Below are 13,286 nucleotides of genomic sequence, written 5' to 3' on the forward strand. Positions count from 1 at the left end.
AATCAATGTTGCTCCAGTTGCCGCAAATACAATAGCCAGTCAGATTGAAACGATTGTCCACAGCCATGAGCCAGATGTAGAAGTTTCCGAAATTGCACAGGAATACTATATACCTGCAAAAAAACAGGATACCAATACATCCTATAACAATGAGGACAAGAAGTTGACGATTCGTTTAGCGATTGGCGCAGCAATCTATGGTATTGGTATGGCATTGACAGTTTTTGCGAAAGTACCACTGCCTGTCGAGTTAGTTTTTCTCATTGTCTCCTATATTATTCTTGGCGGGGATGTTGTATGGCAAGCTGTGAGGAATATTTCAAAGGGACGTGTGTTTGATGAACATTTCCTGATGAGCGTTTCTACGATTGGTGCTTTTGTCATTGGTGAATATCCGGAAGCAGTTGCTGTTATGCTGTTCTATCAAGTTGGTGAATTTTTCCAGTCATTGGCTGTTGAGCGTTCCAAAAAATCTATATCAGATTTAATGGATATACGTCCGGATTGTGCTACAGTCAGAAGGAACGGAGAATTGATTACCATATCTCCTGAAAGTGTTGCCATTGGTGAGATTATTATTGTAAAGCCTGGTGAAAAAATCCCATTAGACGGTGTGGTATTGGATGGAGATTCTATGCTGGATACGAGGGCTTTAACTGGAGAATCGGTTCCGAGAAGCGTTCATAAAGGAGACGAAGCACTTTCCGGTTGTATGAATCAGACGGGTGTTTTAACGATTAAGACAACGAAAGCATTTGGTGAATCTACTGCTTCAAAGATTATTGATCTTGTGGAGAATGCGTCCAGTAGAAAAGCACCAACAGAAAATTTCATTACTACATTTGCACGTTATTACACTCCTGTTGTTGTAATCTTAGCAGCTATTCTGGCAATTCTGCCACCGATCCTTCTTGGTGGAGGTTGGACAGAGTGGATTCGCAGAGGATTTGTTTTCCTTGTGGTATCTTGCCCATGTGCATTGGTCATTTCAATCCCGCTGACTTTCTTCGGAGGTATTGGTGCGGCATCTAAACGAGGTGTTCTTGTAAAAGGAAGTAATTATTTAGAGGCGCTTAATAATGTCAGCATTATTGTGTTCGATAAAACTGGAACACTTACAAAGGGTGTTTTCAATGTGACTGATATTCTGCCTGCAAATGGATTTTCAAAAGAACAGGTTCTGGAGTATGCGGTCCAGGCAGAGAGCTTTTCTAACCATCCTATTGCAAAATCCATTCTCTCTGCTTATGGAAAAGAAATTGACCAATCAGTTATCTCTGATTACAAGGAAATTTCCGGATATGGAATCAGTGCCATGGCAGGAAAGAAGAAAGTTTATGCTGGCAATACGAAACTTATGGATTCAGAGCATGTGGAGTACACAGCCTGTGAAAAAGTTGGTACAAAGGTTTATGTAGCAGTAGATGGTCAATATGCCGGATGCATTTTGATAACAGATGAAGTAAAGCCGGACAGCAAAAAAGTAATTTCTGATTTGAAACATATCGGTGTGGAAAAAACAGTCATGCTTACTGGTGATGATGAAAAAATCGGAAAGGCTGTTGCGGAAGAATTGCAGTTGGATGAATATTATGCACAACTGTTTCCTGATCAAAAAGTGGAAAAGGTTGAGCTTTTGGACAGTAAAAAGAGACAGGGAAGCAAATTAGCTTTTGTTGGTGATGGTATCAATGACGCTCCTGTCCTTGCTCGTGCGGATGTTGGTATCGCAATGGGTGGTCTTGGTTCAGATGCGGCCATTGAAGCTGCGGATGTGGTTCTGATGACAGATGAACCATCTAAGCTGGTGGATGCGATTGATGTGGCAAAAGCGACAAAGCAAATTGTCATGCAGAATATAGTGATTGCCCTTGGAATTAAGAGTGTGTTCCTGATTCTTGGCGCTCTTGGTATTGCGGGAATGTGGGAAGCTGTATTTGGTGATGTAGGCGTTACCATAATTGCTGTTTTGAACGCAATGAGAATTTTGAAAAAATAGGAAATGAGGTGGGAATGTGAAACGAAAACTGATTCTGTTAGTTGTTACGATTGTTTTTCTTGTAGGTTTTGGTGTCATATTACATTCACCGCCTTCTATGATTGATGCAGTCACAGGAGCAACACCGAAGTCAAAAAAGGCGGCTCAAGCCTCCGCACAGTTGGAAGGCTCTTATGTTCTCGGTATTAATATGATGTCAGATGGTCTCGACAACGAGAACACCCGGAATAAATTAAAAGAATTGGCACTGGACGATTCGGAAACAAATGAAACAGATCTCATGAAAACGGACATTAGTTTTCGGTTATATGTATCTGAGACGGATTATCCGCTTGTCAGTTATGCTAAGAAACTCTGTGACAGGTTGAAACAGGCCGGTTTTTTCGTAGATCTGAAAGAGTACAGTAACACAATGATGCTATCAAGAGTGATAAGTGGAAAGTATGATGTATTCCTGGCATCGGATGATTTTATTGACGTTACAACGCTAACACAGATGGACTATATGATCATGGACAGCGAAGAAATGAGGTGAGCGGGAATTTATGAGAAAATGGAATACGATTTTGTCTGTTTTAATGCTTCTCATTTTTATGATTCATGGAATCATGGGAAGCTTTATGCTGAACGGAGTTGGAAGTAGTGCAGGGAAACTTCTTGCATGGATTGGTGTTGGTATTCTTGTTGTGCATACGGTGATTGGTGTCATCCTGACAGTTCAGAGTTTACAGACAGCGAAGCAATCCGGAAAAATGTATCTGAAACAGAACGCCATATTCTGGGCGAGACGAGCCAGTGGGCTGGCAATAATGATTCTGCTGTTATTCCATATTGGCTTGTTTGGAAAGGTGCAGAATGGGACATATATTTTGTTCCCTTTTACAACGGTAAAGATGGTAACTCAGCTTTTGTTCGTAGCGGCAATCTTTGTCCATATTTTTATCAATATCCGCCCATTGCTCGTATCACTGGGAATCATCAGTTATAAAGAACGAAGGAGTGATATTTATTTGATCCTTTCGGTGCTTCTTCTTTTTATAGCGGGAGCGGTTATTTTATATTATATTGGGTGGCAATATCTATGAGTAAGACAATTGTTATTATAGGTGCTGGACTGGCAGGACTTTCAGCGGCTTTGCAGGCAGCGGAAAATGGATGCAATGTAAAACTGGTTTCCTCCCTTCCGTCAGAGCGGGCACAGTCTGTTATGGCGGAGGGCGGTATCAACGCAGCTTTGAATACAAAAGATGAAAACGACAGTCCCGAAGAACATTTTACAGATACAATAAAGGCAGCATGTGGTCTGGCAGATCCAAATGCAGTTTGGGGAATGACACAGGCAGCACCGGAGCTGGTGCACTGGCTGCTAAAACTTGGAGTTAAATTTAACATGAGTGGCTATGATGATGTGGATCTGCGGAATTTTGGCGGGCAGAAAAAGAAACGGACTGCTTTTGCACAGAGCGATACCGGGAAGCAGATCATGACAGCTATGATAGATGCTGTTCGCAGGAAAGAAGCATCTGGTATGGTAGAACGGTTCAGCCATCATTCTTTCCTAACACTTCGTCTGTGTGGCAATATTTGTTGTGGCTGCGTAATCAGGGATGAATACAGTCAGGAGACTGTGGAATTACCGGGGAATGCGGTTATTGTTGCCACCGGTGGTATGCACGGATTGTTTGGAAATACAACGGGTTCGCTGAGCAATACAGGAGAAGTCACCGCAGAATTGTTCCGGCTTGGTGTTCCTCTGGCAAATGGCGAGATGATCCAGTACCATCCGACAACTGTGAAATGTGGTGGAAAACGCATGCTCATCAGCGAGGCGGCCAGAGGGGAAGGTGGCAGGTTGTTTGCCATGAAAGATGGAAAACAATGGTATTTCATGGAGGAAAAATACCCGGAGCTTGGAAATCTGATGCCACGAGATATTACCGCCAGAGAGATATGGAAGGTCAGCCATGAATCAGAGGTATTTCTTGACATGACGGAAATATCGGAGGAGATTATTTCAAATAAGCTATCTGGTCTGGCAGACGATTGTATGACCTATCTGCATAAAGATATACGAAAGGAACCGGTGTCTGTTTTACCGGGAATTCACTATTTTATGGGAGGCATTCTGGTGGATGAGCAGCACAGAACGCCGATTCAGAATCTTTGCGCTGCCGGAGAATGCTGTGCCCAATATCATGGTGCCAACCGTCTTGGTGGAAATTCTCTGTTAGGAGCGTTATACGGAGGACGTGTTGCGGCAAAATCAGCATGCGAACAGGCAGATGTAGTAGATCTATCTTGTGCGACACAGATAGATTTTCCACCAGCGTCTCAAATTTCAGAAATAAAGCAATTAAACAAAGTGATGCAGGAGACTATGGGCGTTGTCAGAAATGAGAATACGTTGTTAAATGGGATTCAAACGGTACAAGCGCTGACAGGAAATCTCCCATTGCTTGGCATGGCAGTTCTAAAGAGTGCTCTTGCAAGAAAAGAAAGCCGTGGTGCACACTGGCGGGAGGATTATCCGAAGAGCAATGACGATGATTACCTTAAAACAACGGTAGCCAGATTTGATGGAAAGCAGATACAGATTTCCTTTGTACCTGTTCCAGAAAGGCGGTGATTCACTTGGTATATAAAATAAGAATCAGGCGGCAGGAGAGTCAGAAATCAGACAGTTATTGGCAGGAATTTGAGTATGACGGAAGCAAAAACAGCTCTGTTGCCACTGTTCTAAAGGAATTGAACAGTAGAACCCCTTTGAAAGATAACTCAGGAAATATAGTTACTCCCATCAGCTGGGAATGTAGCTGTATGGTGCGAAAATGTGGGGCTTGCGCCATGCTGATTAACGAACGTCCGAGGTTGGCATGCTCTACATTTCTACATACGTTAAAAGGTTCTACAATCATCTTGGAACCTTTAAGCAAATTTCCGCTTGTAAGAGATTTGATCGTTGACCGGTCAATTCTGTTTGAAAATTTGAAAAAACTGAACCTTTGGCTTGAAAGTGAAGCTTATATGAATCCGTGGACACATGAACCGAGATACCAGTCGGCACGCTGTCTGATGTGTGGCTTCTGCCTTGAAGTGTGTCCTAACTTCTCTGCAAATGGGACTTTCGCAGGCGCTGTTGCTGCAGTCAACGCATTTCGGATTCTGAATGAAGAACAGGAAAGCACTCATTTGAATGAGATTTCTGCTGAATATAAGAAGAAATATTTTGAGGGATGCGGGAAGTCGTTATCTTGTCATGATATTTGTCCGATTGGTCTGCCTGTGGAAGAACTGCTTGTAAGGTCGAATGCAGCGGCTGTTTGGGGCAAATAAAATGGATGATAAAAGCTATAATGAATGTATGAAGAGAATCAAAAACTTGATTCTCTTTTTTAAAAATACATACATTGACAAATATCTATGTATATATTATATTGAACATAGACAATGATCAATGTGAGGTGTCAATATGAATGCAATGGATGTGGCTTTGATATGCAAGGCTTTGGGCGATGCGAACCGGCTGGAAATTGTACAGATGCTGTCGGATGGAGAAAAGTGCGGGGGTAAACTTTTGGAAAGATTTGAAATTACCCAGCCAACTTTATCCCATCATATGAAGATATTAGTAGGATGCGGCCTTGTGAATGATCGTAAGGAAGGAAAATGGCATCACTATTCTTTGAATTGTGAGACATTGATGAATTACAAACACTTTATATAATCCCTTACTTGCCTTGGATGCGGTGACGGGGATTGTTGTAAATAATTTAAGGAGAGCAGATATCATGAAAAAAGAATCAAATTCAGGAATTAGTTTTTTCCAGCGTTACCTGACTGTAACCTGCCAAACATCAATCTGGGGCAGTTGCAGATAATTCTCGCAGCAGCGGGCTTACTTTCTGTATTAGCAACGGTTAGCTGTATGTTGTTCCTGTCTGCAAAATGTAAAGACACATTGACAGTTTTGCTGATCTCTATCGTAGTTCTTCTCATGTCGCTTTTTGCTTATGTGGCGATGGGAGCAACATGGCTCTCTACCATACTTCCATCTGCCGGAATTGGTATGCAGAACAATTTCCTTTCTCAGCTTGCAAATTTCAATTATCTGAATATCGGTGGAATGAGTTTCTGGACACCGCATGTTATTTTGATTTCGGCAGGAATTGAATTATTTGTGTTTACATTCTTGGCGATTCATTCCTATTGCAGACATCAGGTAGCATAAAAGAAGTTCAAAATAGAATGAATTGATTATCTGCCGCATGACGGCAAAAGAAAAACCAGACAATTTAGAACGGCGACTTTGATTTTCAGAGCCGCCGTTTCTTTGCGTTTATACAAACCTATGATGAATTTTCCGGAAATATTGTAGCTAATAGTTATTTAAACTGTTGTATTTGTTTAAAAATTAAAAAATATCTAATGAGTCTTCCGCATCTACCCACATCTGCAAATTTCCATCAAGATATAATCTTGCATATTCAAGAGGATCATCAATGGCGAGTGCGTTTAATGCACAGTCTGATCCTGATGTGGTTTTTAAGTCCTTTTCAGCTTCCCAACAGTCAATGCGGAGCATATAGCCAACAGAGGTATAAACATCAATACTGTTGCGCTTGGGATTGTATTCTGCAAATATTGTTCTCATCGTATCAAATCTCCTTATCGTTAAATCAATCATTTGTTGCAAAAATCAGAAGCATTTCAATCAGTTCACCATGTCACTTTTATTTTGTGTTATACTGTTTTATAGGATTTTCTTGCCCTTGTATTTGCCCTTATCAGAGTTCGTAAACACTGGTGGGACAATATAACACAAGGGAAACAATAAGGGAAAGCTCACCAGTGATAAATTCAGTGTTTTCAAGGGTTTACGGAGAATTTAATAACAAAATATAACAGTTATTAAATCTCTTAAAACAGGTGAAATCTCAATCGGAATTGCTAAACGCAGATCCTTTCAAGATGGTTCCTCAGAATCACAAGCGAGTATTCCAAACGTATTTCAAAGCGAAGTTATAGATTAAAACTTTGAGTAAGGTGAAAGAACAGCAATATGATGAATGAGTTGTTCGAAGTTCTCCTTGCTCCAAAAACGGGGATGAACGAATCCATGCATAACTCTGTTTCGCCCGTTTTCATCGTTGTTTACTTTTACATATTTGAAATATTTCTTTGTTTCTTCCAGAACCTTGACATATTCCTGATTATTTTGATTTTCTGCTATTGCCAAAGAAATCAACTTCATGCCAACATTGACCTTAACTGGTTGCCCATTACGATCGAATAAAGGAAGTCCATAGTCGGAGGTTGTAATTCTAATCAGTTCTTCCAAATAGGAATACGCAAAGGGCGTAAGTACGGAGAAGGAATCAGGGAATTTCTCGTATATTCTTTGCACTTCTCCCCAATCAGGAGCCCAGTTCCAAAAATGTGCGTAATCTATTATTTGATTGAAATCTTCTTGCAGTGCCATAGAATGACCTCCTTCTTATATTGAAATGTATAATTTTATTGTAGCACGATTGGCTGTGGATTCAATATCACTTATGAGATAGCTGTGTTTTTCATGGATACAGCTTTTTCATGGGCTACAGTAGGATTATACAATACATTTACAAGAAGTATGAATATTGCAAAGGGAAGAGGTATAGATTTTAATTTTGCTGATGGCACGATCTGTGACTGGAAAAATGAAAGGGAATATAGGTTGTTGGGGTATATCTCACACATGAGTGAAAACATAGCGGATGGTTACCTACAATGATTTCATTAAGGATATGACCATCATAAGCAAAAAAGTACAGAGACGTATAACTGTATAATATACTTCTCTGCACTTTTTAGCTTATGAGATATATTTATTTTTCCTTATTTTCTGGTGGAACGTACTCCAACAGATCCTCGATCTTACAATTCAATGCACAGCACAACCTGGCTAAAACAGCGGTATCCAGCCGTGTTACCGTTCCTTTACAAAACTGGTTGAGTTGGGTCCTTTGCATTTCGGCGCGGTGAGCCAATTTGTTCTTACTGATGTTTTGCTTTTCTATCATTTCATCCAATTTGATCCGGATAGTTCCATAATTACGATCTTCCATATACCATTACCCTCAACTACAATATTATTCAGGATTGTAAGTATAGGATAACTAATATATAATTGAATTATAAGTTGTAGAATCTCTACTGTAATTACTTGCACACACTTATTCCAATGGGAGGAAATTTTGATTATGGAAAAAAGTTTATTCAACGAATTGACCTTGGAGCAAAAACAAAAATTACTGACATTGCCGGCAGAATTGAAACATTTCACTCAGACTCAATGGGCTGCAATATACGGGATCGTACCTATGACACAAGAACTTTTTGATAGTATTCAGTTGGAACGTTTGAAAGTAGGAGAGGAACTGGAATCTGCTGCCCTGGATACATTTCTGAAATACCCTGAGTTTGCCCTTAATTACAGCAGTCGGCTCGAAAGTGACTTAATCACTTCAAATACTATCTCTTCTGACGATGCAGAAGAAAATTTTAAGCAATTATATGAAAAAATGCGGCATTCTATATATGCGAAATTTCAATATGATATAGGCGCATAAGCTAAGAGAAATCAGGAATTTAAAAATTCTGACCTTCTTGTAAACATTTTGTCACATACGACATTATCTTATATAAAAAGACAGAGAACCCTCTTATATAATTACGTTTTGCCATATACCTAGATAATAAGAGAGTTCCCCGAATAATATTTTATCTATATTATTACTCATTCAGCTCTTCAAAGAAATCATTAAACTCACATTCAAAGATTTCCTTCATGGCCACCAGTTCGCTTACTTTAATATTCATCCGATTTGTTTCCAGCTTCGCATAGGTACTTTTGGAGATCTGGATCCCCATGAGATTCATTTTGGCAATCACTTGATCCTGTGTAAGCTTTCGGCTATACCGTATTTTCTGTATGTTCCCGCCAATGTTCATATCCGGTCTGAGTTTCTGCATGATATTCCCTACTTTCATCAATAATTCGTTATTAAGAAACTTTTGTATTGATAATAGCCGAGAAACTTCATATAATGTTTCGTAATAGAGAAATATCTGTAAGCATATCAAACACACAAAGGAGAAAACAAATCAATGAAAGAACAAGCAAAAACCCCCGTCTTTCAGGAAGACAACGGTACCTGGGCTCATCTGACCAAATTGGTAAATCCTCTTATCTGCACCATTGAATACGGCCGTCGTACCGGGTTTTCATCCCGGGAAGAAGCAGAAGAGAGCTATCAACGTTCCCTGGTTTCTTACCACGACCAGTTGTCCAAACTGAAAAAGGAGCGGGATATGCCTTTTACCTTTTCGGAATATCTGGATTACTGGCTGAATGATGTGTGTGCTCAGGGTTCTAATGGCAGCCGTACACTGGTTCAAAAGCAATGGATCATAAACCTGATCATCCAGCCTCATCTGCATAAGGATATTCTTTTGGGATGTGTCACTCTTGATTATCTCAATAGGGTTCTGGAATCCTGTCAGGCTTACTGCTGCAATGGAGGCTATTATGCATATAAGCTGCTACACAACGCTTTGAAACACGCCCGTGTAAACAACTGGCTTCCAGATATGGACTTCCAGCAGATCCGGCACTATCCGGAGTCTCCCGGAAATCCGGTTTTCTATTCCCCGGAACAGCTTCGCACATTCCTGACTGCCGCTTCCAATTCCAACCATTACCTGGAGATTCAACTGGCTCTTTTCTGCGGCCTGACACCCGGGGAAATCCTTGGACTGAAGTATTCGGATTTCAACCGTCATGAGCAGACTATCACAATCCAGAGGATCTATACCTCGAACGATTCCGGGAAGAACTGCCAGTTAAAAAAACTGGAAGAGACCAAACAGAACCGAAGCTTAAAAATTCCGTCTTTTTTATTTTCGGAACTTTCTGCCCGGCGGAAAGAAAACAGGAAACTCCTGACAAAATATCCATCAGCTACAGGCTATAAATCTTATCTTTGTCTTGGCCCCACAGCAAAGATAAAGTCTGTTTCTACATTAGGAGCTGCTTTAAAAGTGATCACCACAGAAGCGGGTCTTCCAAGACTGAACATGCGTGATCTGAGATATATGTTCGCCCGTTTTCTTCTCGAACAGGATTTTTCCCTTGAAGCAGTCTCTGGTATCCTTGGCCACACAAAACAGACTACAACACTGGCATTTTGCAACAGGATTCCATGTACGGATCCTGAAGTTGGTGCTGTCGTTGCAGGTTCCCTGGACCCGGTCCTTGGCGCTGGAAAAAAGGAGGGAAAAACCTGTGAAAAAGAATGAACCCTATCTCCAGATGCCGGTAAAGGAAACCTTCCTTTATGGCAGGCTCATTTCCGGGAAATCCCTTGGTGACGTTATATACATAAAAGCCAGACGAAAATACTGTTTCCGTCTTTTACTTGTTTTTGAGTCCGGCGATGTGAAGATGGTACAGCGGACCACCTCTTCCAACAAGCAGCTGGCCCGCCAAGAAAGGGATGAGGCCCTCATGGAAATCGCAAACGGCAGTTTCATCCCTTTTTCTTATACCGTGAAAGAGTTTTATGATTTCTGGTTTTACCATCATATGCTCGGTCAAAAAAGGATCACTTATAATACCTACAACGCTTACCGGAATATCATAGAAAACTATCTGCTTCCTAAACTCGGCCATAAAAAGCTGGATGCGCTGCAGAGAAGAGACCTGGTAAAGGCATTGTCTGGTATTCCCCATCCGGGAGTATTAAGAACTGCGGCGGGTGTCGTCACGGCTTCCCTTTGCTATGCGCGGAAACACAACTATCTTTCCAGAGATATCTATACCGGGATCTCTTCCGAAGTAAAACAGCCATGCCAGAAGAAAAAAGTGGATACCCGGCAGCAGGTTTATACCGTGGAACAAGCTGCCCATCTTTTATATCTGTGTAAACAGCAGGAACCCATGATTTATCTGCCCATGCTCCTTGCCGTCACTGCCGGCCTGCGGATTTCTGAGATCACCGGACTCCGGTACAGCGATATTGATTTCCTTGGCAAGAAACTTTTTGTGGAACGCCAGCTTGGAAAGAACCTGTACATGGAAGTGGCGCAGGAGAACAGGCCGGTACTGTGCAGTGAACTCCCACTGAAAACAAAAAACAGCAAAAGAGCAGTAGTACTGGCTGATTTTGTCCTGGATGAGATCCTCCTGGAACGACAGCGCTACGAAAAACGCAAAGCTTCTGATCCAGAATTCCTGGATCTGGGCTACATCTGCTGTCATGAAAACGGGCAGTGCCATAACCGTAGTTTTTATATCAAGTCTTACAACCGCCTGATGGAACAGAGCGGGATCTCCCGGCTACCCTGGAGAAAATTCCGGAATACCTATGCCACAGTCCTCGCACAGTACCAGGTCAACATGAAAACGATCTCTAAATGTCTTGGACATTACAGCCCGGATTTTACCAGCAGGATCTATGTAGCCTCCCAGAAACAGGAAACCTATGACATCTCAAAGATAATCGAAGAGTATGTGTTGGCCCATCATCTTTTATCGAAGGAACAGGGCTGCGTGGAACCGAAAAGGCAGTGCAATGTGGAACAGAAACCCTACCAGCTTCCCGATACTCATGCTTATTGGAATTATTTTTATGATTAAAATCAGCTTTACATTTTATAATAAAATATCTCAGGAAACGGAACGTTTACAGTTAAAGTCTCTCCCTGGATATCCGCGATCTGCTGGCAGAGGTTCAGCATCCGGTAAGGATTTGCATATCCGAAAAGTTCCATGATCTTTTTAAACTGTTTTTCCTTTTTGATAAGATCTGCGAGATACATATATCTCAGATCTCCAAGGGAGATGCGGGGCAGGCCATAGGACTGAGTGATCTTTTTCAGTCTGGTATTCAGTGTGGGAAGCGTCTTGACTTTTCCATATGGACCAAGGCACAGGGCGCCTTCTTCGGCCAGTCCAGGATATTTCAGAATAATGCCCTCATTCAGATATCTCCGGTCCCTGATCTCATCAAATAAAAATTCCGGAACAGGCACAGTACGGTAATTGCTGTCTGAACGGAGTTTTCTGCCACTGTATTTGAAGTTCTGGCTACCGTTAACTCCATTCCTGTCAGCGGACATATAGTTCCGTGCATGCAGCCCGCAGATCGTTACCGTACCTGCCTCCAGATTGAAACTGTCATATTTAAGTCCAAGGATTTCTCCGGGTTTCAGCCCACAGTAAAGCGCCAGGGCATATTCCAGATAATGGGAGGTGTTGTCTTTCTTTGCAGCTGATAAAAAGCAGGTAAGCTGTTCCGCTGTATAAAGAACCGGATCTTTTTCCAACACGGAATATTTTTTTAATTGAAAGAAAAGTTCATAATCTCCGGTATCTGGTTCAAAACTATCCTTTATAAAAACACGCAGAAAACGGTATGCCGAAGCAGCCATATTTTCATTTTTTCGGTCGATACGTGCCAAAAGAGCATTCAGATATTCTGCATCGATATCGTCAACCGCCCGCTCCTTATCCGGAAGGTTGGGTTCAATGACATTGAAGATCATCCAGTGGTAGTAAGCATCCGTACTGCTGCTGGTTGAATTCGGAAGGTATTCGTTCTGGTACCAGCTCTCCAGGTAATTGACAAAAGTAGTTGCAGCATTTTCGTTCCTTTTCTCTTTTTTCATTGTTGTGGCTGTAACAGCCATTTCTTTTGATTCTTTTCTCATTCTTTTTTCCTTTCTGCCATCATTGGCTGAGCGTTTAATTGTCTTTCAATTATATATTGTCCGATTTTCGCTCAGAATCTGATCTTTTATGAAAAATTTTTGACAAAATTCTAAAAAAATGACATATTAATCCTGTAAGGTGGATGTCCATACAAAGAAATATATTTATAGAATACTTACGCGTTTAATATGTAATATTTTTAAGAATGGTTATTTAAGAAAGGTTTTCCAAGAAAACAGATAGCCCAAAAGTGACAAGCACCTCAACATTTTTTGACAGAAACAAAAAATATGACATATTAGTATTGAAAAAAAGAATCTTGTAAAAAAGGAGTGACAGCAGACAATTTTCACCATTTCCACAAAAGCACACGATTTCTCTTGAATTTCTGAAATGACCTGTATTATAATAGGATAATTAACGGCATATACCACAGCCGGTACCGCAGTGACCAAATGCTGTTTTCGGGGTAAAAATAGGTTCAAAAATGAGCATTATTTTTCCCACTTATTCAGAAAAAAAGGCACTATCCAAATC

The 13,286-nt window shown here is 41.1% G+C and carries 16 protein-coding genes; 11 read left to right on the plus strand and 5 right to left on the minus strand.

All coding sequences use genetic code 11. The annotated features are described in order from the left end of the window. The 7 genes from AB5618_RS14605 to AB5618_RS14635 form a co-directional block, all read left to right on the plus strand. Nucleotides 1-1,999 (plus strand): heavy metal translocating P-type ATPase (locus AB5618_RS14605; protein WP_368366114.1); only part of this gene is annotated, 1,999 nt, incomplete at its 5' end. A gap of 16 nt (nt 2,000-2,015) precedes the next feature. Further along, entirely contained in the window at nt 2,016-2,534 is a 519-nt protein-coding gene (locus tag AB5618_RS14610) for a hypothetical protein (protein WP_368366860.1), read from the plus strand. Between the two features lie 10 nt (nt 2,535-2,544). Next, nucleotides 2,545-3,084 carry a pilus assembly protein PilX gene (locus AB5618_RS14615; protein WP_173772818.1) on the plus strand — a complete coding sequence of 180 codons (540 nt, stop codon included), beginning with the start codon at nt 2,545-2,547 and terminating at the stop codon, nt 3,082-3,084. After that, complete coding sequence (locus AB5618_RS14620) at nt 3,081-4,625, plus strand: FAD-binding protein (protein ID WP_117855362.1); 1,545 nt, start codon at nt 3,081-3,083, stop codon at nt 4,623-4,625. The genes AB5618_RS14615 and AB5618_RS14620 overlap by 4 nt, the downstream gene beginning before the upstream one ends. A 5-nt stretch (nt 4,626-4,630) precedes the next feature. Continuing rightward, nucleotides 4,631-5,332 carry a succinate dehydrogenase/fumarate reductase iron-sulfur subunit gene (locus AB5618_RS14625; RefSeq protein ID WP_173772819.1) on the plus strand — a complete coding sequence of 234 codons (702 nt, stop codon included), beginning with the start codon at nt 4,631-4,633 and terminating at the stop codon, nt 5,330-5,332. Between the two features lie 136 nt (nt 5,333-5,468). Further along, nucleotides 5,469-5,723 (plus strand): metalloregulator ArsR/SmtB family transcription factor, encoded by a 255-nt coding sequence (locus AB5618_RS14630; protein ID WP_173772820.1) that lies wholly within the window; start codon nt 5,469-5,471, stop codon nt 5,721-5,723. A 144-nt stretch (nt 5,724-5,867) separates the two neighbouring features. Then, nucleotides 5,868-6,227: a hypothetical protein gene (locus AB5618_RS14635; RefSeq protein WP_226815842.1), complete on the plus strand. Its 360-nt coding sequence runs from the start codon at nt 5,868-5,870 to the stop codon at nt 6,225-6,227. 183 nt (nt 6,228-6,410) lie between these two features. On the opposite strand, the gene AB5618_RS14640 is transcribed toward AB5618_RS14635, so the two are convergent. Both AB5618_RS14640 and AB5618_RS14645 read right to left on the minus strand, forming a co-directional pair. Further along, nucleotides 6,411-6,650, minus strand: a complete 240-nt coding sequence (locus tag AB5618_RS14640) for a DUF6061 family protein (protein ID WP_107001876.1) — start codon at nt 6,648-6,650, stop codon at nt 6,411-6,413. 375 nt (nt 6,651-7,025) lie between these two features. Further along, nucleotides 7,026-7,478, minus strand: a complete 453-nt coding sequence (locus AB5618_RS14645) for a hypothetical protein (protein WP_173772821.1) — start codon at nt 7,476-7,478, stop codon at nt 7,026-7,028. Nucleotides 7,479-7,571: 93 nt separating this feature from the next. Here AB5618_RS14645 and AB5618_RS14650 point away from each other — a divergent pair, with 93 nt between their 5' ends. Continuing rightward, the gene (locus AB5618_RS14650; RefSeq protein WP_173772822.1) at nt 7,572-7,769 is read left to right on the plus strand and encodes a hypothetical protein; all 198 of its coding nucleotides are present in this window, start codon (nt 7,572-7,574) and stop codon (nt 7,767-7,769) included. Nucleotides 7,770-7,863: 94 nt separating this feature from the next. Here the strand turns inward: AB5618_RS14650 and AB5618_RS14655 are convergent, their stop codons facing one another. Next, nucleotides 7,864-8,103, minus strand: a complete 240-nt coding sequence (locus tag AB5618_RS14655; protein ID WP_117854310.1) for a helix-turn-helix transcriptional regulator — start codon at nt 8,101-8,103, stop codon at nt 7,864-7,866. A gap of 135 nt (nt 8,104-8,238) precedes the next feature. On the opposite strand from AB5618_RS14655, the gene AB5618_RS14660 reads away from it, so the two are divergent. Next, complete coding sequence (locus tag AB5618_RS14660; RefSeq protein WP_173772823.1) at nt 8,239-8,607, plus strand: hypothetical protein; 369 nt, start codon at nt 8,239-8,241, stop codon at nt 8,605-8,607. A 163-nt stretch (nt 8,608-8,770) separates the two neighbouring features. Here the strand turns inward: AB5618_RS14660 and AB5618_RS14665 are convergent, their stop codons facing one another. Then, nucleotides 8,771-9,010 carry a helix-turn-helix domain-containing protein gene (locus AB5618_RS14665; RefSeq protein WP_118584335.1) on the minus strand — a complete coding sequence of 80 codons (240 nt, stop codon included), beginning with the start codon at nt 9,008-9,010 and terminating at the stop codon, nt 8,771-8,773. Nucleotides 9,011-9,145: 135 nt separating this feature from the next. Between AB5618_RS14665 and AB5618_RS14670 the strand changes: the two genes are divergently transcribed. Together AB5618_RS14670 and AB5618_RS14675 are read left to right on the plus strand one after the other, a co-directional pair. Then, nucleotides 9,146-10,336 carry a tyrosine-type recombinase/integrase gene (locus AB5618_RS14670; protein ID WP_368366861.1) on the plus strand — a complete coding sequence of 397 codons (1,191 nt, stop codon included), beginning with the start codon at nt 9,146-9,148 and terminating at the stop codon, nt 10,334-10,336. Next, nucleotides 10,323-11,675 carry a site-specific integrase gene (locus AB5618_RS14675; RefSeq protein ID WP_173772825.1) on the plus strand — a complete coding sequence of 451 codons (1,353 nt, stop codon included), beginning with the start codon at nt 10,323-10,325 and terminating at the stop codon, nt 11,673-11,675. Before AB5618_RS14670 ends, AB5618_RS14675 begins: the two co-directional genes overlap by 14 nt. Before the next feature lie 8 nt (nt 11,676-11,683). Here AB5618_RS14675 and AB5618_RS14680 read toward each other — a convergent pair whose 3' ends face one another. Further along, nucleotides 11,684-12,748, minus strand: a complete 1,065-nt coding sequence (locus AB5618_RS14680; protein WP_173717481.1) for a tyrosine-type recombinase/integrase — start codon at nt 12,746-12,748, stop codon at nt 11,684-11,686. Between the last annotated feature and the right edge of the window lie 538 nt (nt 12,749-13,286).

It is taken from the genome of Ruminococcus sp. J1101004sp1_RTP21198st1_B9_RTP21198_201120, from assembly GCF_040924245.1.
Lineage (GTDB): Bacteria > Bacillota > Clostridia > Lachnospirales > Lachnospiraceae > Blautia_A > Blautia_A faecis.